Source organism: Pantoea sp. PNA 03-3 (assembly GCF_003201175.1).
Classification (GTDB): Bacteria; Pseudomonadota; Gammaproteobacteria; order Enterobacterales; family Enterobacteriaceae; genus Pantoea; species Pantoea stewartii.
In genome coordinates this window covers 21,259-42,720 of record NZ_QICO01000006.1, presented here as the reverse complement: position 1 = coordinate 42,720, position 21,462 = coordinate 21,259, and the positions used below count along the sequence as shown (strand labels likewise).

23 protein-coding genes are annotated in these 21,462 nt (G+C 58.2%); 8 read left to right on the top strand and 15 right to left on the bottom strand.

The genetic code is table 11. The annotated features are described in order from the left end of the window. Positions 1 to 26: 26 nt before the first annotated feature. Complete coding sequence (mtnK, locus tag C7433_RS16425) at positions 27 to 1,226, bottom strand: S-methyl-5-thioribose kinase (RefSeq protein ID WP_110268569.1); 1,200 nt, start codon at positions 1,224 to 1,226, stop codon at positions 27 to 29. 137 nt (positions 1,227 to 1,363) lie between these two features. On the opposite strand from mtnK, the gene mtnA reads away from it, so the two are divergent. Further along, positions 1,364 to 2,386, top strand: coding sequence for an S-methyl-5-thioribose-1-phosphate isomerase (gene mtnA / locus C7433_RS16420; protein WP_058702741.1), 1,023 nt, complete (start codon positions 1,364 to 1,366; stop codon positions 2,384 to 2,386). A 47-nt stretch (positions 2,387 to 2,433) separates the two neighbouring features. Here the strand turns inward: mtnA and C7433_RS16415 are convergent, their stop codons facing one another. From C7433_RS16415 to C7433_RS16405, 3 genes are read right to left on the bottom strand one after another with little or no spacing between them, the layout of a single operon-like run. Next, entirely contained in the window at positions 2,434 to 2,976 is a 543-nt protein-coding gene (locus C7433_RS16415; RefSeq protein WP_039338570.1) for an acireductone dioxygenase, read from the bottom strand. A 1-nt stretch (position 2,977) separates the two neighbouring features. Further along, positions 2,978 to 3,661 carry an acireductone synthase gene (mtnC, locus tag C7433_RS16410; RefSeq protein WP_006118038.1) on the bottom strand — a complete coding sequence of 228 codons (684 nt, stop codon included), beginning with the start codon at positions 3,659 to 3,661 and terminating at the stop codon, positions 2,978 to 2,980. Beyond that, positions 3,658 to 4,272, bottom strand: coding sequence for a methylthioribulose 1-phosphate dehydratase (locus C7433_RS16405; RefSeq protein WP_006118037.1), 615 nt, complete (start codon positions 4,270 to 4,272; stop codon positions 3,658 to 3,660). Before C7433_RS16405 ends, mtnC begins: the two co-directional genes overlap by 4 nt. 115 nt (positions 4,273 to 4,387) lie before the next feature. Between C7433_RS16405 and C7433_RS16400 the strand changes: the two genes are divergently transcribed. Further along, entirely contained in the window at positions 4,388 to 5,548 is a 1,161-nt protein-coding gene (locus tag C7433_RS16400) for a pyridoxal phosphate-dependent aminotransferase (protein ID WP_054688098.1), read from the top strand. Beyond that, entirely contained in the window at positions 5,536 to 6,309 is a 774-nt protein-coding gene (locus C7433_RS16395; protein WP_033738533.1) for an amidohydrolase, read from the top strand. Before C7433_RS16400 ends, C7433_RS16395 begins: the two co-directional genes overlap by 13 nt. 34 nt (positions 6,310 to 6,343) lie before the next feature. On the opposite strand, the gene katG is transcribed toward C7433_RS16395, so the two are convergent. The 10 genes from katG to hpxU form a co-directional block, all read right to left on the bottom strand. Further along, positions 6,344 to 8,542, bottom strand: coding sequence for a catalase/peroxidase HPI (katG, locus tag C7433_RS16390; protein ID WP_033738531.1), 2,199 nt, complete (start codon positions 8,540 to 8,542; stop codon positions 6,344 to 6,346). Positions 8,543 to 8,679: 137 nt separating this feature from the next. After that, positions 8,680 to 9,015, bottom strand: a complete 336-nt coding sequence (uraH, locus tag C7433_RS16385) for a hydroxyisourate hydrolase (RefSeq protein ID WP_006118033.1) — start codon at positions 9,013 to 9,015, stop codon at positions 8,680 to 8,682. Beyond that, the gene (gene uraD / locus C7433_RS16380; protein ID WP_110268568.1) at positions 9,012 to 9,506 is read right to left on the bottom strand and encodes a 2-oxo-4-hydroxy-4-carboxy-5-ureidoimidazoline decarboxylase; all 495 of its coding nucleotides are present in this window, start codon (positions 9,504 to 9,506) and stop codon (positions 9,012 to 9,014) included. Before uraD ends, uraH begins: the two co-directional genes overlap by 4 nt. A 1-nt stretch (position 9,507) precedes the next feature. Then, on the bottom strand, positions 9,508 to 10,761 hold the full coding sequence (gene hpxK, locus C7433_RS16375) for an allantoate amidohydrolase (protein ID WP_054688101.1): 1,254 nt from the start codon (positions 10,759 to 10,761) through the stop codon (positions 9,508 to 9,510). Then, on the bottom strand, positions 10,758 to 11,993 hold the full coding sequence (locus C7433_RS16370; protein WP_006118030.1) for an alanine--glyoxylate aminotransferase family protein: 1,236 nt from the start codon (positions 11,991 to 11,993) through the stop codon (positions 10,758 to 10,760). Before C7433_RS16370 ends, hpxK begins: the two co-directional genes overlap by 4 nt. Positions 11,994 to 12,014: 21 nt before the next feature. After that, positions 12,015 to 12,746 carry an amino acid ABC transporter ATP-binding protein gene (locus C7433_RS16365; protein WP_006118029.1) on the bottom strand — a complete coding sequence of 244 codons (732 nt, stop codon included), beginning with the start codon at positions 12,744 to 12,746 and terminating at the stop codon, positions 12,015 to 12,017. Continuing rightward, a complete protein-coding gene (locus C7433_RS16360; RefSeq protein WP_033738775.1) occupies positions 12,727 to 13,383 on the bottom strand; it encodes an amino acid ABC transporter permease in 657 nt (218 codons plus the stop codon). Before C7433_RS16360 ends, C7433_RS16365 begins: the two co-directional genes overlap by 20 nt. Then, entirely contained in the window at positions 13,383 to 14,048 is a 666-nt protein-coding gene (locus C7433_RS16355) for an amino acid ABC transporter permease (RefSeq protein ID WP_006118027.1), read from the bottom strand. The genes C7433_RS16360 and C7433_RS16355 overlap by 1 nt, the downstream gene beginning before the upstream one ends. Positions 14,049 to 14,058: 10 nt before the next feature. Then, a complete protein-coding gene (locus tag C7433_RS16350; RefSeq protein WP_006118026.1) occupies positions 14,059 to 14,844 on the bottom strand; it encodes a transporter substrate-binding domain-containing protein in 786 nt (261 codons plus the stop codon). Positions 14,845 to 15,036: 192 nt separating this feature from the next. Next, a complete protein-coding gene (gene hpxU, locus C7433_RS16345) occupies positions 15,037 to 15,876 on the bottom strand; it encodes a MurR/RpiR family transcriptional regulator HpxU (protein WP_033738523.1) in 840 nt (279 codons plus the stop codon). A gap of 157 nt (positions 15,877 to 16,033) precedes the next feature. On the opposite strand from hpxU, the gene C7433_RS16340 reads away from it, so the two are divergent. The 4 genes from C7433_RS16340 to hpxZ are packed head-to-tail and all read left to right on the top strand — an operon-like array spanning position 16,034 to position 19,592. Next, positions 16,034 to 17,620 (top strand): gamma-glutamyltransferase family protein, encoded by a 1,587-nt coding sequence (locus tag C7433_RS16340; RefSeq protein ID WP_006118024.1) that lies wholly within the window; start codon positions 16,034 to 16,036, stop codon positions 17,618 to 17,620. 12 nt (positions 17,621 to 17,632) lie between these two features. Continuing rightward, positions 17,633 to 17,815, top strand: coding sequence for an oxalurate catabolism protein HpxX (gene hpxX / locus C7433_RS16335; RefSeq protein WP_033738521.1), 183 nt, complete (start codon positions 17,633 to 17,635; stop codon positions 17,813 to 17,815). Further along, entirely contained in the window at positions 17,812 to 19,212 is a 1,401-nt protein-coding gene (locus C7433_RS16330) for an AtzE family amidohydrolase (RefSeq protein ID WP_110268567.1), read from the top strand. The genes hpxX and C7433_RS16330 overlap by 4 nt, the downstream gene beginning before the upstream one ends. Continuing rightward, positions 19,209 to 19,592: an oxalurate catabolism protein HpxZ gene (gene hpxZ, locus C7433_RS16325; protein ID WP_006118021.1), complete on the top strand. Its 384-nt coding sequence runs from the start codon at positions 19,209 to 19,211 to the stop codon at positions 19,590 to 19,592. The genes C7433_RS16330 and hpxZ overlap by 4 nt, the downstream gene beginning before the upstream one ends. 90 nt (positions 19,593 to 19,682) lie before the next feature. Here the strand turns inward: hpxZ and C7433_RS16320 are convergent, their stop codons facing one another. Beyond that, complete coding sequence (locus C7433_RS16320; RefSeq protein WP_033738515.1) at positions 19,683 to 20,585, bottom strand: LysR substrate-binding domain-containing protein; 903 nt, start codon at positions 20,583 to 20,585, stop codon at positions 19,683 to 19,685. A gap of 98 nt (positions 20,586 to 20,683) precedes the next feature. Here C7433_RS16320 and C7433_RS16315 point away from each other — a divergent pair, with 98 nt between their 5' ends. Continuing rightward, positions 20,684 to 21,457 (top strand): hypothetical protein, encoded by a 774-nt coding sequence (locus tag C7433_RS16315; RefSeq protein ID WP_006118019.1) that lies wholly within the window; start codon positions 20,684 to 20,686, stop codon positions 21,455 to 21,457. Positions 21,458 to 21,462 lie beyond the last annotated feature (5 nt).

The following is a 21,462-nucleotide window of genomic DNA, read 5'->3' as shown; positions in this document are numbered from 1 at the left end:
TCAGGCCGACATCACGTCGGCCTTTTTTATCCCGCCTGGCGGATGCGGGCAATCAGTGCATCCACATCGTCCACGTGCCCGGCCGCCAGAATCAGGGTGCGGCCCAGGGTAATCGCATTGCGAATGCAGTCAGTCCGCATCTCCTCATCCCGAATCAGTTTCATGTCCGCCACATGCGACATGCCAACGGTTCTGCGAATCAGTTCGGTGCCACAATAGCCAATGGTATCTGCCCACACTTTACGCAGAAACGCCTGCGCATAGCCGGGATAAGCCATGGCCACATCCTGCGTCTTGCTCTCCGCTAGCGCCAGAAAACGCGTTTCAAAGGTCTGCCAGACATCATGTACGTCGCTCAGGCGCTGCTCGCGCGCATCCGCGGCTTCACGGGGCGGCAGCAGGCCTGGTAAGCCACAGTAGTTAATCAGCAGATTGCCCAGTGCCGTACCGACATCAAATCCCATCGGTCCAAAATAGCCAAACTCTGCGTCGATCGCTTTTAAGCTACCGTCAGCCACAAAAATGGAGCCGCTGTGGATATCGCCATGCAGTAAGGCTTCTGCATGACTGAAGAAACGGTGCTTCAGCCCGGCGACAGCAATGCGCAGCGCCTCATCGGTACGAAGCGATGCCACCAGGGGTTCCAGCGCCTCGGGGTAGCTGTTACGCACATGGTCGGTATAGGGATCGTTGAAAAAAAGATCTTCTGTGATTTCACACAGTTCGGGATTGATAAAGCGCGCCACTTCGGCTTTTTTCACATGCGGATGCAGAATGAAGTCTGAGGTATGGAACAACGTCTGGGCCAGATATTCGCCAAGCTGACGCGGCGCCTCCGGATAGTAAGCGCCCTTCACCAGCTCACTGCGCCAGATACGGTGACTGGACAGATCTTCCATGATCATCACCGCCAGGTCTGCATCGTAATGCGTGACGTTGACCGTGTGCTGCGGGCAATATTTGTAATGCTCGACCAGCGTCTGCGCTTCAATACGCGCACGATCAAGAGTTAACGGCCAGGATTCGCCCACACAGCGCACATAGGGCAACGCCTGCTTGACCACAATGCGGCTGTTGCCCTGGTCGTCGTAAATTTTGAACACCAGGTTGAGGTTACCATCACCAATCTCTTCCGCACTGCGTAAAACCGAGGGATCTTCCAGCCCACCAAACTGTTTGGCATATTCAACCGCATCAGCAGCGTTGAACGTACGGTATTGCGACATTGACCTTTCCTCATCAACAAACGCCGGTGTGCGCCGGAGCTGATTAATCTTTCGTAACAAGCCGTTCAGACGTCTATACATCCGTTACGCATGTTGGCACAATATCCGTCATTAACGCAACATGGATTTCACCGACAATGCAGACATTCCAAACCACAAGCTTACAGGTTCGCAACAACCAGCTCTGGATACTGGATCAGCAGGCCCTGCCTCAGCAAAAGAACTGGCTGCCCGCCCATACTGTGGCGCAGTTGGTTGACCATATTCATGCCCTGCGGGTGCGCGGCGCGCCGTTAATTGGTTTATCTGCATCACTGCTGCTGGCCCTGCTGGCAGAACAGGGGGAATCACGCGAGCAACTGGCGCAATCGCTGGACACCCTGCGGGCCGCCCGCCCTACTGCCGTAAACCTGATGAATAACCTTGATCGTATGAAACAGGCGCTGGCGCAGCCAGAAATGGCAACGAGCCTGGCGGAAGAAGCGTTGCGTCTGGTGCATGAGGATAAACAGCTGTGCGATCGCATCGCCGATGCCGGCAGTGCGCTGGTCAAACCCGGCAGTCAGTTGTTAACCCACTGCAACACCGGCGGTCTGGCGACTGCGGGTGTGGGTACGGCACTGGGCGTTATCGCGCGTGCGCATCAACAAGGCCACGTTCACAATGTCTGGGTTGATGAAACGCGCCCGCTGTTGCAGGGAGGACGCTTAACCGCCTGGGAACTGGGCGAGCTGGGTGTGCCTTACCAGTTGATCACGGATTCGATGGCCGCCAGCCTGATGGCGGCGGGCAAGGTTGATGCTGTCTGGGTCGGCGCGGATCGCATTGCCGCCAATGGTGACGTGGCGAATAAAATCGGCACCTACAGCCTGGCGGTACTGGCGCACTATCATGGTATTCCGTTTTATGTTGCCGCGCCGCATACCACGCTGGATCGTCAATGCCCGACGGGGGATGCCATCCCGATTGAGCAGCGTGCCGCCAGTGAAGTTACCGGTGTGTCGGGAAGCTTCGGCAGCGTGCAGTGGGCGCCCGCGGATGCGCAGGTTTCTAATCCGGCCTTTGATGTCACGCCTGCGGCGCTCATCAGTGGTTGGGTACTGGATACCGGCGTGATCACACCGGCGCAGGTGGCTGCTGGCGTTTTTCAGCCACAGTAAACAAAACGGGCGGCTGAGTCAGCCGCCCGCAGAACGCACCGTCATGACTACGCCAGGCGCGGGTAGGCATCGGCGATCCTGTCGCCTGTGAAGTTGGCGATCCAGCCTTCCTGATTATCAAAAATACGAATCGCCGTGAAATGCGGGGATGAGCCCATATCAAACCAGTGCGGCGTGCCTGCGGGCACCGAAATCAGATCGTTCTTTTCGCACAGGATCTGCAGGATTTCACCGTCCAGATGCAGGCAGAACAGCCCGGCGCCTTCGACAAAGAACCGCACTTCGTCTTCACCGTGCGTATGTTCTGAGAGGAATTTCTGGCGCAGCACGTCTTTTTGCGGATTGTCTGCCCGCATACTGATGACGTCCCAGCTCTGATAGCCTTTTTCGGCGACCAGGCGGTCAATGGCGTGCTGATAGGCGTTGATCACCGTTTCCGCATCGGGATTCTCGCCCAGATCGCGGTCTGCCTGCCAGCGCTCGAAGCGAACGTCTTTGGCGTTCAGACGCTCACGGATCGCCTCGGGATCGGTGCTGTGCCACAACGGCTGGCTCGGATCGCTATCGCTAAAAATGGTCAGTGCACTCATTTCAAATCGACTCCGGGTTAATCTGGGAAAAATCAGCGACCTGACGATGATGGCTGTCATCATCCGCCGCGTCACGAATCAGCTGCAACGTGTGCCAGCCAGCCTGTCTGGCGGCGTCCAGCTCCTGATGAATATCAGAGAGGAACAGCAATTGTCCGGCCGGCAAGCCCGTTTGCGCCGCGATGTTTTGATACGACGTTACCTCGCGCTTGGCGCCCACGTGGGTATCAAAGTAACCGCTAAACAAACCAGTAATATCACCTTCGTCGCTGTAGCCAAATAACAATTTCTGCGCGGCGACCGAGCCAGAGGAATATATATAAAGTTTAATGCCTTGCGCGTGCCAGGCCGTGAGCGCAGGCAGGACATCCGGATAAAGGTGCCCTGTAAAACGCCCGCTCAGATAGCCCTCGCGCCAAATCATCCCCTGCAGCGCTTTCAGGCCGGTCGATTTGCGGTCCTCATCCATATAAGAAAACAGGATGGCGATCACGCTGTCGACGTCGGCATCGGGCTGTCCGGCTTCCGTACGCACGGCATTGAGCGCGTCCTGAACGGCGGGCTGCGCCTGATGCTGGCGCACATAGTCGGCCAGATGGGCACGGGCATAGGGAAACAGGACGTTATGTACAAAACGGATATCGCTGGTGGTGCCTTCAATATCGGTAACAATGGCCTTAATCATGCCTTCTCCAGCAAGCGACGTTGACGTTCGCATTCAAATAAAAACTCCAGCCCTTCCAGATGGCGGCGCGCTTCTGCCACATCGTTGCCCCAGCAGGTCAGGCCATGGCCACGCAGCAGAAAGCCGTAACGCAGCGGAAAACGGGCTGCATAATCTTCAATTTCTGACGCCAGCGCGGCAACATCCTGGCGGTTATCAAACACCGGAATCGCCACGGTATCCTCATGCGTGGACTGACCGCTCAGCGACTTTTGCATCTCATAGCCGTACAGCAGTAGCGCCGCGCCCTGCTCTACGCGCGACAGCACGGTGGAATTGACCGTGTGCGTATGCAGTACTGCGCCCGCCTCCGGAAACAGGCGGTAGATCAGCGTGTGCAGTGCGGTCTCGGCAGAAGGCCTGCGACCCGAGGGTGCCTGGCTGGTGGCAATGTCGACCTGAATAAAGTCATCACGCGTCAGGCTGCCTTTATCTTTGCCCGACTCGCTGAGCAGGCAGAAATGCGCATCCTGGCGCACCGACATATTGCCGCCGGTGGCGGGCGCCCAGCCCTTCGCACCTATCCAGTGACAGGCGGCAACCAGCTGATCTAAAGCATGAGAATCGGACATTACTCTTCCTTTTAGCCGTCTAAGCGTCTTGATTGCCAAATACTAGCATCCTGTTTATAGTGGCAGCAACTCAGCGTTTCTCCGTAACCGTTTTTGCGCGTAAGGCAACCTAATCATGACGCAATCCATCCTCACGCCTGAGAGCAAGTTACCCGCCCTCGGCACCACGATATTCACGCAGATGAGCGCGCTGGCACAGCAGCATAACGCCATCAATCTTTCCCAGGGTTTTCCGGATTTTGATGGTCCGCGCTACCTGCAGGACAGGCTGGCTTATCATGTCAGTCAGGGTGCCAATCAGTATGCCCCCATGACCGGCGCACAACCGTTACGCGAAGCCATTGCCGAAAAGACCGCTGCGTTGTACGACTATCGTCCCGATGTGAACAGCGATATCACCGTGACCGCAGGCGCAACCGAAGCGCTGTATGCCGCGATCACTGCCCTGGTTCGCCCGGGTGACGAGGTGATCTGCTTCGATCCCAGTTACGACAGCTATGCGCCCGCGGTGCAACTGGCGGGCGGCGTACTGAAACGCCTCACCCTGCAGCCGCCCACGTTTGCAGTTGACTGGCCGGCGTTCTCCGCGCTGTTAAGCGATAAAACCCGACTGGTTATCTTAAATACGCCACATAATCCCTCGGCCAGCGTCTGGCATCAGGCGGACTATGCGGCCTTATGGCAGGCGATTGCTGACCGGGAAATTTATGTGCTGAGCGATGAGGTTTATGAGCACATCTGTTTTGCCCAGGACGGTCATGCCAGCGTGCTGGCGCACCCCGAACTGCGTCAACGTGCAGTGGCGGTTTCCTCGTTTGGCAAAACCTTTCACATGACCGGCTGGAAAGTGGGTTACTGCGTCGCCCCCGCGGCGATCAGCGCAGAAATCCGCAAAATCCATCAGTACCTCACTTTTTCCGTCAACACACCCGCTCAGCTGGCGATTGCCGATATGCTGCGCCAGCATCCTGAACATTATCGTGAGCTGCCCGACTTCTATCGCGCGCGCCGTGACCGGCTGATACAGGCACTGAGCCGTAGCCGTTTCCGCATTTTACCGTGCGAAGGCACCTACTTCCTGCTGGCGGACTACAGCGCTATATCGGCGCTGGATGACGTACAGTTTTGCCAGTGGCTGACGCGCGAAGTGGGCGTGGCCGCGATCCCGCTGTCGGTCTTCTGTGAAGCGCCTTTCCCACACAAACTGATCCGGCTGTGCTTTGCAAAACAGGAAGCGACGCTCGACGCCGCAGCGGAGCGTTTATGTCGTCTTTAGCCATTACGTTGTTGCAAGCGCCGCTGACGTGGATGGATGGCGAGGCTAACCTGCGCCATTTCGATAATCTGCTGGCTGACATGACAGACCGGGATGTGATTATTCTGCCGGAGATGTTCACCACCGGTTTTGCGATGGAGGCTGCACAGCAGGCCCTGCCGCAACAGCAGGTCGTGACATGGCTACACCGTCATGCGAAGCGCACGAATGCGCTGGTGGGCGGCAGTGCCGCGATACAAACGCCAGCGGGTGCCGTGAACCGTTTTTTGCTGGTTGAGCCGAATGGCACGCTGCATCACTATGACAAGCGACACCTGTTTCGCATGGCGGATGAGCAGCAGCATTACGTCGCGGGCACGGCGCGCACGGTGATTCAGTGGCGCGGCTGGCGCATTTTGCCGCAAATCTGTTACGACCTGCGCTTTCCGGTCTTTTCGCGCAACCAAAATGACTACGATCTGGCGTTGTATGTGGCCAACTGGCCTGCGGCGCGCGCGCTGCACTGGCAGGCGCTACTGCTGGCCCGGGCGATTGAGAATCAGGCGTTTGTCGCGGGCTGCAATCGCGTGGGCAGCGATGGCAACCAACATCAGTACAGTGGGGACAGCCGAATTATTTCACCGCAAGGCGAGGTGCTGGCTGCAGGTGAGCCCTTTACGGCAGGTAAGGTTGAGACGTCGCTGTCGCTTGCCGATCTGCAGGCTTATCGCGAGCGGTTTCCGGCGTGGCGGGATGCGGATGGCTTTACGCTGGCAGAATAAAAGCGCCCCGGCCAGGCCGGGGCGCTTCAGTCAGTTATTGCAGGTCGAAACGGTCCAGATTCATTACTTTTGTCCAGGCCGCCACGAAGTCAGTAACAAACTTCTGTTTCGCATCGCTGCTGGCATAGACTTCCGCCAGGGCGCGCAGGATGGCGTTGGAACCGAACACCAGATCGGCACGCGTGGCGCTGAACCTGACTTCGCCACTCTGACGGTCACGGCCTTCAAAGATCTCTTCACTGCTGTCGGTCGCACGCCAGGCGGTGCGCATATCCAGCAAGTTTACGAAGAAGTCGTTACTCAGGACGCCGACGCGGTCAGTAAAGACGCCATGATGGCTGCCGTCAAAGTTGGTCCCCAGCACACGCAGACCACCCAGTAACACCGTCAGTTCCGGCGCGCTCAGCGTCAGCTGCTGTGCTTTGTCCAGCAGCAGGGTTTCGGTTGACGAGCCGCCTTTCACGCGACGGTAGTTACGGAACCCGTCCGCCAGCGGCTGAAGCACGTTAAAGGATTCGACATCGGTTTGATCCTGACGAGCATCCACACGACCTGGCGTAAAGGGGACCTGCGCGGCCACGCCCGCAGCGGCGGCGGCCATTTCGATACCGACGCTGCCCGCAAGGACGATGACGTCAGCCAGCGAGGCCTTGCCGGATTCCTGCTGAATCTGCTGCAGTTTCGGTAACACGTCGTTAATCACGCTGGCGTTCACAGCCCAGCTATTCTGCGGTGCCAGGGCCAGACGGGCACCGTTCGCTCCGCCACGTTTGTCGCCACCCCGGAAGGTTGATGCCGACGCCCAGGCCGCTGAAACCAGCTGGCTCACGCTCAGACCTGACGCCGCGATTTTCGCCTTCAGCTCACTGATATCCGCTGGCGTGGGCTGATGAGTCGGCTGCGGTAACGGATCCTGCCACAGTAAATCTTCTTTCGGCACTTCTGGCCCGATGTAACGTGCTTTTGGCCCCATATCGCGGTGCGTCAGTTTAAACCAGGCGCGGGCGAAGGCTTCGTTAAAGGCCTGCGGATCGTTAAGGAAACGGCGAGAGATTTTCTCGAACTCCGGATCAAAACGCAGCGTCAGGTCCGTAACCAGCATGGTGGGTTTACGCTTTTTCTCAGGATCGAACGGGTCCGGAATAATGGCTTCTGCGTTAACGGCTTCATACTGAATGGCCCCTGCCGGGCTATGGGTTTTCACCCACTCATATTTAAACAGGTTCTCAAAGAAGTAGTTACTCCACTGAGTTGGCGTCTGCGTCCAGACGACTTCCAGACCCGACGTAATCGCATCGGCACCGACACCGCTGCCGTAGCTGTTGTTCCAGCCAAAGCCCTGAGCTTCGATGGGTGACGCTTCCGGATCGACGCCAACATGGCTGGCCGCCGCCGCACCGTGGGTTTTACCCAGCGTATGCCCGCCTGCGATCAACGCGACGATCTCTTCATCGTTCATGCCCATGTTGCCAAAGGTGGCGCGAATCGCTGGCGCGGCAGATGCCGGATCGCCGCTGGCTTCAGGCCCCTCTGGGTTCACGTAGATCAGCCCCATTTCGGTTGCGCCCAGCGGGGCGTTAGCCAGACTTTCGGGATGACGGTGGGCCAGCCACTCGGTTTCGTTACCCCAGTCCACGTCCATATCCGGTTCCCAGACGTCTTCACGACCGGCACCAAAACCAAAGGTACGGAAACCTGAGTTTTCCAGCGAAACGTTACCCGCGAGAATATAGAGGTCGGCCCAGGAAATTTTCTGGCCGTATTTCTGTTTGACCGGCCACAGCAGGCGACGGGCTTTGTCCAGGCTGACGTTGTCAGGCCAGGAGTTCAGCGGCGCGAAACGCTGCTGACCACGACCGGAGCCGCCACGGCCATCGATAGTGCGGTATGTGCCGGCACTGTGCCACGCCATGCGGATGAACAGACCAATGTAGCTGCCCCAGTCGGCAGGCCACCATGACTGGGAGTCGGTGAGCAACGCCCGGATATCGGCTTTCAGTGCGGAATAGTCCAGTTTGCTGAACTCTTCGCGGTAGTTGAAGTTCTCGCCGAGGGGATTAGAGCGGTTGGAGTGCTGGTTCAGCAGATCCACGCGCAGCATATTTGGCCACCAGTCGCGATTGCTGGTACCACTACCGGCTCCACGAGCCAGAACGCTTTCTTCTTCCGATTTACCGTGATGAAAGGGACATTTACCTGAAGCGGCTACATCATTATCTTTTGGCGTGCTCATTATCGGCTCCGTTGCCTTCACATTGTCATCGCTAAGATAACCCTGGCGTTAGCAGGAATATAGTCGGATGGGCCGAAGGTATTGATAGCCATTAGCTTTCAAGCGCAGCGAAAAAAAAGCTGCGCCCGATGGACCCGTCAGCTGCCGCGATAGGTGGACCAGCTCCAGGGGGATATCAAAAAGGGCAAGTGGTAATGGCTGCCGCTTTCCGTAAGGACAAAATCAATTTGTGCGCTGACGTATAAGGTTTCCCGTCCGTCCGCGCGAAAGTAGGCGCCAATATCTGCCGTGAGGCGGTACTGCCCCGGCGCAAGTGGCTCAGGCGTCAGATCCTTCAGACGACCATCGTTATCTGTGACGCCTTGTGCACAGGGAGTCCAGCCTTGTGCCGTGTGCTGTTCCAGCAACATGGCAACGCCCGGCGCGGGTTTTCCCAGCGCCGTATCCAGGATGTGAGTGCTGATGGTGCTCATGAAAAACTCTCCTTTAAGCGCAGCAGGGTGATTTCCCGCAACTGTGCCAGGGCTTCCTGTTGCTCGGTTTCCGGGCTGTTGTCCAGCCGCCGCGTGAGTTCATCAAGCAGCGTCTGTGCGCTGCGTCCTTTGGCCCGAATCAAAAATACCCGGTTAAAGCGCGCCTCATATGCCTGATTGCCCCGCACCATGGCCTGATGTAACGCGTCGTCTGCGTGTTGCATGGCCGCCTGTTCGCTACGCGACAACTGTTTTTCCTTCTCGTTGCCCTGCGCCTTTTCCCCGATACGTGGATGAGCGGAGAGCGCCTGATTCAGATCGTCCTCCTGCCAGTCCTGTGTCAGCCGTTGTGCTTCAGCCAGCAGGGCATCAAGGCTGTGAAACGGGCGGGCCGCCACCAGCGCCAGCTGCCAGTGCGGCAGCGCAACGCAGTGGGACAGGGCAAGCTGTGCAGCGGCTTCCGGTAACTGGTTAAAGGTATCCAGATCCATATTAATGCTGCTCCGCAAGGTGGCAAATCGTCTGCAAATAGGCCTGAACCGCTGGCGCGACATCGGCTTCATTCACCGATTCTGCCGGATGGTGGCTGATGCCGCGGTGGTTACGCACGAACAGCATCCCCACCGGCCAGCGCTCTGCAATGGCAATAGCATCATGACCCGCCCCGCTGGGCAGCGCCAGGCAGCGTCCCTGAACGGTTTCTACCGCGTGGCTCAGCGCCTGTTGCAATCCGGCATCGCAGGCCGTTGCCGCGATACGGTAATACTCCTGCGCGCTAAAGGTTAAACCGCGACGTAGTGCAATGGCTTCCGCCTGGGTCAGCAACGAGGACAGCAACGATTCAAGTGGCGCGTCCTCGGGTCCACGCACATCCAGCGACAGATGCACCTCCCCCGGAATGACGTTCACCGCGCCCGGCGCGCAGTTCAGCGTGCCCACCGTGGCGACCAGCGGTGAAGTCTGCTCGCGCGTGGTATGCTCGATGAATACCATCCACTCTGCGGCAGCGGCCAGCGCGTCTTTACGATGCGCCATGGGTACGGTTCCGGCATGACCGGCCTCACCGGTGAAACAGCAATTGAGGCGACGGGCACCGTTGATCGCGGTAACCACACCCAACGCGAGATCTTCCTGCTCCAGGCAAGGCCCCTGCTCTATGTGCAGTTCAAGATAGGCCACGATGTCGCTGACGTTACGCGCGGCACGTGAGATCTGGCTGGCGTCCAGGCCGACATCCTGCATCGCCTGTGCCACCGTAATGCCATTGCCGTCAGGATGGGTCGGCCAGCTGTCAGGCCAGGTGCCGGTAATGCCGCGACTGCCCAGCAGGGTAATGCCAAAACGCGTGCCTTCTTCATCACCAAAGCCGATGATTTCAATGGCCAGGGGCAGGCGACGCTGGCGATCGTGGAGCCACTGCACGGTTTCAATCGCGCTCAGCACGCCCAGCATGCCGTCATAGCGGCCCGCATTACGAACCGTGTCCAGATGCGAGCCCAGCAGCAGCGCAGGTGCGCCAGGCTGGGCGGCGTCGTAGCGGCCGCAGATATTGCCGACTTCATCCTGCCAGACCGTCATACCGGCGGCCTGCATCCACTCACCGACGCGCGCGTTGGCACGCAGGTGTTCCGGCGACAGATAAACCCGTGTCAGCCCTTGTTCGCTTTCACTGATCTCAGCCAGCGCATCACAGCGCGCCATCACGCGCCGGGCGGCAACCTGAGCCTCGCTGGCATTCATCATCATGCATGGCTCCCGTAGTGGTTCCATGCCGCCTGCGAGCCCGCGCCCTGTGGCGTACGGTAACCGACATGCGACAACACCATTTCCAGCGCGGCCAGGGTTTGCATCACGCAGTCTTTGCGCGCGTTGTAACCCATCGTGCCGATGCGCCAGACTTTGCCGTGCAGCGGACCAAACGACGTGCCGATTTCAATGCCGAAATCTTCCAGCATCAGCTTACGGACCTCATCGCCATTGACGCCCTGAGGGATCACTACGCCCAGCACGTTACTCATTTTGTTGCTGAGATCGCCAAAGGTTTCCAGCCCCATTCCCTGAATGCCTTTTAACATCGCTTCGCCGTGCAGCTTGTGGCGCGCAATCCCGTTATCCAGCCCTTCCTGCAGAATCAGACGCGCGCATTCACGCGCGCCGAACAGGGCGCTGGTCGCTTCAGTGTGATGATTGAGGCGTTCCGGGCCCCAGTAATCCATGATCATCCCGAGATCGAAATAGTTGGAGTAGATCATCTCGTCATCGCCATCCTGGTGCGCATCCGTGCGGATCCCCTGCTCTACGCATTTACGCTGGCGGATCACCGCTGCCATCTCATCGCTCAGCGTGATCGGCGAAGTTCCTGACGGACCACCCAGGCATTTCTGCATGCCGGCGGACACCGCGTCCAGGCCCCATGCATCGGTTTCCAGCGCATTGCCCGCCAGCGACGCCGTGGCATCGGTGTAAAACAGCACACCATATTTTTTGCAGATCGCCCCCAGCTCCGCCAGCGGCTGCAGCATAGTGGTTGAGGTATCGCCCTGTACGGTCAACAGCAAACGCGGTTTTACTTTTTTAATCGCATCTTCGATCTGATCGGGCGTAAACACCTCTCCCCACGGCACCGCAATGGTGTGCACATCGGCCCGGCAGCGACGGGCAATTTCACACAGCAGATGACCAAAACGGCCATAGACCGGCACCAGCACCTTATCGCCGGGGCGAATCGCCGACAGCAGGATCGCTTCAATACCGGCGCGTGAGGTACCGTCGATCAGCAGCGTCCAGCGGTTTTCGGTGCGGAACACGCCGCGATAGAGCGCCATCACTTCATTCATGTAATGGGTCATCGCCGGATCATATTGTCCGAGCAACTGGCTCGACATCGCGCGCAGCACACGCGGATCGGCGTTGATCGGACCGGGGCCCATTAACAGGCGCTGAGGCGGATTAATTTGCGAAAATTGAGAGATATCCATAGTGAATTCCTTGTTAAGCACTCACAGACGCACAGAGGAAATAAACTGCTTTAGCTCCGCCGTCTGCGGATGGGCAAACAGTGTTTTGCTGTCCCCCTGTTCCCAGACGCGCCCCTGATGCATAAAGACCACACGATCGCCCACATCGCGGGCGAAGTTCATTTCATGGGTGACGAGAATTAACGTCATGCCTTCGGCGGCAAGTTGCTCCAGCACTTTCAGCACTTCGCCGACCAGCTCCGGGTCCAGGGCTGAGGTGATCTCATCACACAATAATACCCGGGGTTCCATGGCCAGTGCGCGGGCAATGGCTACGCGCTGTTGCTGTCCGCCTGACAGGCTGGACGGGTAATAATCCAGCCGCTCGCCCAGCCCCACTTTTTCCAGCATACGGGCTGCCAGTTCGCGGCACTCGGCCTGACTTTTTTTCAGAACCCGACGCGGTGCCAGCATGACGTTTTCCAGCGCCGTCATATGTGGGAACAGGTTGAAGTTCTGAAATACCATCCCTACGGAGCGGCTGATTTCGCGCGCCTGTGAGTCGCGGTCGGTGATGGTCATGCCGCCGAGTTTAATGCTGCCATCCTGATAGCCTTCCAGCCCGTTCATGCAGCGCAGCAGTGTACTTTTGCCGGAACCGCTGCGACCGATAATCGAGATCACTTCTCCCATATCGATATCCAGATCCACGCCTTTCAAAACATGGTTGGTGCCGTAATACTTCTGGACCTGATTAATGGTGATGAGCGGCATTGAATTTTTTCTCCAGATACTGGCTGTAACGCGACAGCGGATAACACATCAGGAAGTAGCCCAGTGCCACCAGCCCAAAGACTTTAAACGGCTGGTAGGTCACGTTATTCAAAATGGTGCCGGCTTTGGTCAGCTCGACAAATCCGATAATGGAGGCCAGCGCGGTGCCTTTAATCACCTGCACAGCAAACCCCACTGTCGGGGCAATCGCAATGCGGATCGCCTGAGGCGCAATCACCCGCGTGAGCGTCTGACCAAAGTTCAGGCCGAGGCAGCGTGACGCTTCCCACTGCCCTTTTGGCAGCGCCTGAATACTGCCGTGCCAGATATCCAGCAAATAGGCACTGGTATAAAAGGTCAGCGCCAGCGACGCAGCGGTCCAGGGCGCAACGTCGATGCCAAACAGCCCGACGCCAAAGAAAGCCAGAAACAGCTGCATCAGCAGCGGTGTGCCCTGGAACAGCTCGGTGTACGCGCGAATGATTCGCGTCAGCCATTTACGCTTTAACAGACGTAAAAACAGCAGAGGTAACGTCACGAGCGTACCGCCTAAAAAGGCCACCAGCGACAGGGCAATCGTCCAGCGCGCGGCCAGCAGCAGGTTGCGCACGATGTCCCAGTCGGTAAAGGTTGTCATCATGCCTGCACCCCCAGCCACTTGCGGCCAATCGCCAGCAGCAGCTGACGCATTACTATCGACAACGCCAGGTAGATCAACGTGGTCACCGAGTAGACTTCGAAACTCAAAAACGTACGTGACTGAATCAGGTTGGCGGCAAAGGTCAGCTCCTCGTAGGAGACCTGCGAGACGACCGACGATCCCAGCATCACAATGATGCACTGACTCACCAGCGCCGGATAAATCCGTTGCAGCGACGGTGGCAACACCACGCGCAGAAAGGTCTGGCTGCGCGTTAATCCCAGCACCCGACCGGCTTCCCACTGCCCTTTTGGCGTGACCTGAATGCCCGCCCGGATAATTTCCGTGCTATAGGCACCCAGGTTAACCAGCATCGCCAGCAGTGCGGCTTCCCCTGCGGTGAGTTTCAGCCCCAGGTTGGGTAAACCGAACACAATAAAGAACAGCTGCACCACAAACGGCGTATTACGAATCAGTTCGACATAGATGCCCCACAGGCGGCTTAACCAACTGGGTTTACCGCTGCGCAGCGCCGCGCCGATAATGCCGATACTGACGCCGCCGACCGTCGCCAGCACCGTTAACTGGATCGTTACCCACAGGCCGGAGAGCAACTCCGGCCAGTACGGCAACAATGCAGGGAAATTAAGTTGCCCGGTCATTGCCCCGTCCTTATGCGCCCAGGTTGGCTGGCAGCGGCGCTTTCAGCCACTCTTCGGACATTTTGTTCAGCGTGCCGTCTTTAATGCCCTGGTCGATCAGCGCATTCACTTTCTCTTTCAGTGCCGGCTCGTCTTTTTTCAGTCCGATATAGCACGGCGAGTCTTTCAGCATGAACTGCGCAACAGGGGCTTTAGCCGGGTTCTGACGCGTAATGGCTGCGACGACCAGGTTGCCGGTAGCGACATACTGCACCTGTCCGGAGAGGTAGGCTGATAACGTGGTGTTGTTATCTTCATAACGTTTCACCTGCGCGTCTTTCGGCGCCACCTCGCTCAGCACCATATCTTCCACCGCACCACGGGTGACACCCACCGACTTGCCGCTCAGCGCCGCGGGATCTTTCAGATGATCGCCTTTAGGTCCAAAAACGCCCAGAAAGAACGGCGCGTAAGCCCGGCTGAAATCAATCACCTTTTCACGCTCAGGATTTTTCCCCATGCTGGAGATCACCAGATCCACCTTGTCCGTCTGCAGATAAGGCACACGGTTGGCACTGCTGACCGGCACCAGTTGCAACTTAAGTTTCATCTGTTTGGCCAGATACTTTGCCATGTCGATGTCATAGCCCTGCGGTTGCAGATCGGTCCCCACGGAGCCAAACGGTGGGAAATCCTGTGGCACTGCCACCCGCAGCACGCCGCGTTTCTGGATGTCCTGCAGTTGATCCGCCAGCACGCTGCCTGCCTGTGCCATCAGTACGGCTGCCGCGACAACGGCCATTAATACTTTTTTCATTATGCACCCCGGTGAGATTATGTGAAACAAAAGATTCTTATGATTGGCATTCTGCAACTAATGTGCCAACGCAACGGGTGGGGGATAAATGCGGATTAACGCTGAAATGGCGGCTTTTACTAAGCGTGATGCGATTCCTGAGTCACCCCGGGAGACGGTCCAAAAAGGGGCAAAGCACCAAAATGGTGCCTGCTAACGGTGCTCCAGCTCATCAAGGTGCTGATAAAGATCGGCAATCTGATGAATACGCGGCCGCCCCAGCGCCAGTAATTCATGCAGCAGGGCGTTGGCGAGCAGGTTCACCAGGCTCATGGCCGAGGCGTAGCTGTCGAAGGCGGAGACGCTGTCCAGCGGGGCGCAAAACTGCCAGCGCGCCAGTGAAATCACGCTCTGCGCCTGGGGCTCACACAGCGCCAGTACCGGAATCCTTGCGCTTTGCAGCTGCTGCATTAACGGCTGAATAATGCGGGTGCGGCGGCGAAACGCAATCACGACCACCATGTCCTCCGGCGTGATGTCCACCAAATCCTCTGCCAGCGTCTGGCCCGGCTGGGGCAGAATATGCACCTGAGCACGCGTCTGAATGAGCTGCTGACGCAGATGCAGCGCCACCGGATAGGCATTGCGCATGCCAACAATATAGATACGTTTTGCCTGCGCCAGCTGGGCGATGACATCGGCGAATTGCTGGGGATCAATGCTGTTAACCCATTGTGTCAGATTGGCCATTTCCTGCTTGTAATGCCGCGACAGCAGGGTATTTCCCTGTACCGCATCCCGGTTATCCGTTAACGGCATACCGCTCTGGCGCAGGGTACGGAGCTCATCGCGCATGTCTTTATATTTGTCATAGCCCAGGCGCTTAAACAGTCGGCTCACCGTGGCTTTTGAGACACCGCTCAGGCGTGCCAGCTCGGCACTGTTATAGCTAATCAGGTCATCAAAGTGGTCAAAAATAAAGTCGGCTATACGCTGCTCCTGCGGCGAAAGCTGGGGGTAATGCGTTCTGAGTCGCTCATCAAGCTGTTTCATTCAGGTCCTGTAACTTTTGTTTCAATCGCGGGATTGCCACAGAAGCTAGCATAATTTGGGCCAGATAAACCTGTCCAGAGACGTTGTCTTCTTAAAAACTGGAACGGCTCTTGCTTAACCTTTTGCTTTGTACCCTGAAAAACAGAATGAGAAGAGCATGATTCAGAGCAATTTGGCCCCGTTAGGCATGGCCGTGACGCCGCATCATCTGGCCAGTGAAAGTGCGCTGGCGGTACTGCGGGAAGGGGGGAACGCGATTGAGGCCATGGTGGCCGCCGCGGCGACGATTGCGGTAGTCTATCCGCACATGAATGGGCTGGGCGGTGACGGATTCTGGCTGATCATGCCAGGCAAAGGCGATCCGGTTGGCATTGATGGCAGTGGCAGAGCGGGTTCGCTGGCGAATTTTGACTTCTATAAGGGGGAAACCCATATCCCTCATCGTGGACCTAAAGCGGCCCTGACGGTGGCGGGCACGGTGAGCGGCTGGCAGGCGGCACTGGACCTGTCCGCAGAACTGGGGGGAACCACCCTGCCTTTACCGCGCTTACTCCGCGATGCTGTTCGCTATGCTGCCGATGGCATTCCCGTCACCGCCTCACAAGCCGCAGCGACGCGGACGAAGCGCGACGAGCTACAGCATCTGCCTGGCTTTGCCGCCACGTTTTTACCGGACGGCGATGTGCCAGCGGAAGGCAGCCGTTTCACCCAGCCTGATTTAGCACGTACATTGAGCCTGCTGAGCGAAGAAGGTCTGGACAGTTTTTATCGCGGCACGCTGGCACAGCACCTTGCGGAAGAAATGGTCAATCTGGGCATTCCCATCACCCTGGCGGATTTACAGCAGCAACGGGCTCGCCGCGTCACGCCGCTCCATATTCGCCACAGCGAAGGCGATATCTGGAATATCACGCCACCGACACAAGGTATGGTGTCGCTGGCCATACTGGGCATCACGGATCATCTGGACATGGCGAACGCAGATGAGGTGCAAACGATCCACCGTATCGTCGAAGCCACCAAAAAAGCGTTTGCCCTTCGGGATCAGCATATTACCGATCCCCGCCATGTGGTTGAGGATCTGCAGGCACTGCTTGACGGCGAAACCCTCGCCACCCTCGCCAGCCAGATTCAGGATGATCGCGCCGCGCCCTGGGGAACCGGTCGCGGGCCTGGCGATACCGTCTGGATGGGCGTGATGGACAGCAGCGGGCTTTCCGTTTCCTTTATCCAAAGTATTTATCATGAGTTTGGCAGCGGTGTAGTGGTGCCCGGCACCGGACTTGTCTGGCAAAACCGGGGCGCGGCTTTTAGCCTCGATCCCGACCATATGCTGGCGCTGGCGCCCGGTAAACAACCCTTCCATACGCTGAATCCTGCCGCCGCACGCCTGAAGGATGGTCGCACCATGGTATACGGCTCCATGGGCGGCGATGGCCAGCCGCAAACTCAGGCAGCCATTTTTACCCGCCATGTTATTCAGCGCCTGCCGCTGCAGCAGGCCGTTAGCGCACCTCGCTGGCTGCTGGGGCGGACCTGGGGCCAGCTGTCGGACTCGCTCAAACTGGAAAGTCGCTTCGCGCCCGACACCCTGGAGGCGCTACGTGCGTTAGGACATGACGTGGAGTCGCTGCCGGCCTACAGTGAGGCCGTCGGCCATGCAGGTGCCATTGTTCGTCACAACAACGGTATGTTTGAAGGCGCAAGCGATCCGCGCAGCAACGGCAGCGCCGCCGGTTTCTGACAGGAGTAAATCATGAATCAGAGTGACTGGGCAGCCTATATTGCCCAAATGGAGCAAATCCTGAACGTGGAACTGGACGAAGATCGCCGTGTCGCCCTGCTACAACAGATGACGCGCATTGCCGATATGGCGGCCCCGTTGATGGCTTATCCGCTGGACGACCGGCTCGAAGTCGCAGGAGTGTACAAAGCATGAGACCAGACGAGGTTTCCATTCAGGCACTTCAGCAGGCGATTCAGCACGGTGATATCAGCGCCCGTGAAGTGGCGGAGCAGACACTGACCGCGATTGAGAAACAGAATCCGCAGCTTAATGCCTGGACGGATATCACCGCAACGCGGATGGTGCAGGAAGCGGATGCGATAGACAAGCAACGCCTGCGCGGCGAGACCTTGCCGCCGCTGGCGGGCATTCCCTATGCGGTAAAAAACCTGTTTGACGTGCAGGGGTACACTACCCTGGCGGGGGCCAGACTGTTTCGTCAGCGTCCGGCCGCAACCCGGGATGCCTTTGCCATCACCCAACTTCAGCAGGCCGGTGCCCTGCTTTCCGGCATGGTCAACATGGATGCCTATGCCTACGGTTTTACCACCGAAAATACCCACTACGGGGCGACGCACAACCCGCATGATCTGGCGCGCATTGCTGGCGGCTCATCCGGCGGTTCGGCCGCCGCCGTGGCAGCGGGACTGGTGCCTTTCTCGCTGGGGACGGACACCAACGGCTCAATCCGCGTCCCGGCTTCCCTGTGTGGGATTTCTGGCCTGAAACCGACTTTTGGCCGCTTATCCCGCAGCGGCAGCCATCCGTTTGTCGCCAGTCTGGATCATATCGGTCCCTTTGCCCGTCGGGTGGACGATCTGGCTCTGGTTTACGATCTGCTGCAAGGGCACGACAGCACGGATGCCTTCCAGGCCGATCGCCCGCTGGCAGCCACCTTACCGCAGCTGAAAAACGGTGCACAGGATTTGCGCTGCGCCGTACTGGGCGGCTTCTTTTCGACCTGGTGTAATGATGATGCCCGCGCGGCGCAATTACAGGTGGCGCAGGCGTTACAGGCTCAGGACGACGTGGTAATCGCGGAGGCTGAGTTAGCGCGCTCGGCCGCCTTTATTATGACCGCCTCTGAAGGCGGCAATCATTACCTGCCTGCGCTGCGTCAGCAGCCCGACCTGTTTGAGCCCCATTCGCGTGAACGCCTGCTGGCTGGTGCGATGCTGCCCGCGGCATGGTATGTTCAGGCCCAGCGCTTCCGCCGCCACTTTCAGCAGCAGGTCGTCCCGCTGTTTGCGCAGTACGATGTGCTTATCGCCCCTGCCACGCCATGTAGCGCGCCGTTAATTGGTCAGGAAACGATTGCCATTAACGGGCAGAATCTGCCGACGAAGGCCAGCATGGGCATGCTGACGCAGCCGATCTCCTTCCTTGGACTTCCCGTCTGTACTGTGCCGATGACGACGGCGAGCGGTTTACCGATTGGCGTACAGTTAATTGGCGCCCCCTTTAACGAACAGGCTGTCTTACGCGCAGCCTGTGCCCTTGAACAACAAGGACTGACATTTTCGCCCACCCGCAGGGCAGGAGCACAATGAATACTGACGCGATTAATCTTCCCGAGGTGCTGAACGCCGTTACCGCCGCGTTCTACCGTTATGAAAAGGCGCTGACGGGCAACGACATTGCCGTCCTGGATGAGCTGTTCTGGCACGATCCGCGGACCGTGCGCTTAGGCGCTGGCGAGAACCTGTACGGCATTGATGAAATCCGCGCGTTTCGCGCGGCAAGACCGTCGGCGGGGCTGGACCGCACGCTGCGCAATACGGTGATCACCACGTTTGGTGACGCGTATGCGGTGTGCAGCACCGAATTTACCCGGGCGGGCACGGAGAAAATTGGCCGTCAGCAACAGACCTGGGTGAAGTTTCCGCAGGGCTGGCGCATCGTAGCAGCGCAGGTCAGTCTGATGAGCTAAGCCCGGCGGAGCAGTCATATGTTAAGGCCGGGAGGCCTGAGTCTAACGCTTCACGCCGCGAAAGCGCTCAACTGCAACCCCTACGCCGCCCTACAGGGCGGCGAGCTCGCCTAACCAGGCGATCATTGCCTCTGCGCCAGGCTGGTTCAGCGTGCGATTCGGCCAGGCCAGATAATAGGGCTTGCTGAGCGGCAACGCGAGCGCATCAACAATGACCAGTTCGCCCCGGCCCAGCGCCTGGGCGATCATCCGGCGCTGTCCCAGCAGCACACCAGCGCCGGCCACGGCGGCATCAATCGCCAGCGAGGTCAGGTTAAAGGTCATGGCTGGACGAGCTGCTGGCACAGCCATTCCTTTCGCCTCAAACCAGCCCGACCAGTCTGGCAAAAAGCGCCCTTCTTTGCCCCAGTCGAGATGAATCAGCGGCGCATGCCGTAACAGATCCTCGCGGGAAAAGGCGTCGATCAGCCGCGGGCTGGCGACCGGGAGCACCTCATCATGAAACAGATACGCTTTATTCAGTCTGGGATACGCCTCCTCGCCGAAACACATCACAAAGTCGGCCGGCGTTTGAGCAAAATCCACCTCCGCGTGCGTGCCATGTAAGGAAAGACTGACATCCGGACAGCGTTCACGCCAGCGGCACAGATGTGGCAACAGCCATTTCGACGCCAGCGCCGGCAGCGTGTAAAGCGTAAGCTGTGCGGCGGTCTCAGTGCGTCCTATGTTACGCTGACCAAGCTGGAGAACCGCAAAGGCTTCCGTGACATAGCGAAGATACTGCTTGCCCGTCTCCGTCAGCATCACGCCCTGTTGCGTACGTAAAAACAGGACGCAGCCAAGATGATCTTCAAGCTGGCGAATTTGCTGACTCACCGCCGCAGGGGTTAAGGCCAGCTGTGCCGCGGCCCTGGTCAGGCTGCCGGTTTCCGCAGCCACTTTAAATGACTGAATCACGTTGATTTTAGGCAGGCGCGATGGCGGGTTGGGCATTAAGCATTCCTTATCAGGGTATTAACGATTTATTGGTATTCAGCTGATGCCGGGCAGGCTAGTGTGACAATTCATCCCTTCATTATGAGACCGCGACGATGCCCAAAGCCCTGGTACGTACTGACTTACATCCTCTGACCGACCACGCCTGGCGTCAAGACTGTCGCAGGCAACTTAATCAACACGGCGCGCTGGTGTTGCGTCATTTTTTGCAGCCTGCCGCCCTGCAGGCCATCGTCGCAGAAGGCAATGCGCAGCGCGATCGGGCTTATTACACTGTCAGTCAGCACAACGTTTACCTGATGAAAACGGATGCCGGCTTCAGCGACAGCCATCCACGCAACCGCGAAGTGAACAGCACCAAAGGGTGCATTACGGACGATATGATTGCAGCGGATTCCCCGCTGCGTCAGTTGTATGACGATGCGCTGTTTCAGTCTTTCTTATGCGAAGTGCTGGACGAAGAGGCGCTGTATCCCTACGCCGACCCGTTGTCTTCGATTAACCTGCACTATGCGCCACAGGATAAAGAGCTGGGGTGGCATTTTGATAACTCCTCGTTTGCCATCACGTTGCTGGTGCAGAAACCGCTGGGCGGTGGACGGTTTCAGTATGTGAAAGACCTGCGGGATGCTGATGCGGGCGAAATGAATTACGCGGGCGTGGCCGCCGTGCTCGATGAACAGCACCCCGTCGATGAACTGGCTATGGATGCCGGTGACCTGGTACTGTTTCGTGGGCGAAATTCACTGCATCGCGTGACGCCCACAGAAGGCGACGTCACGCGCATGCTGGCGGTGCTGGCCTACAATACCGCGCCCGGCATCGCCCTGTCGGAAACGGCCCGCCTGACGTTTTACGGCCGGTTGTAAACCGC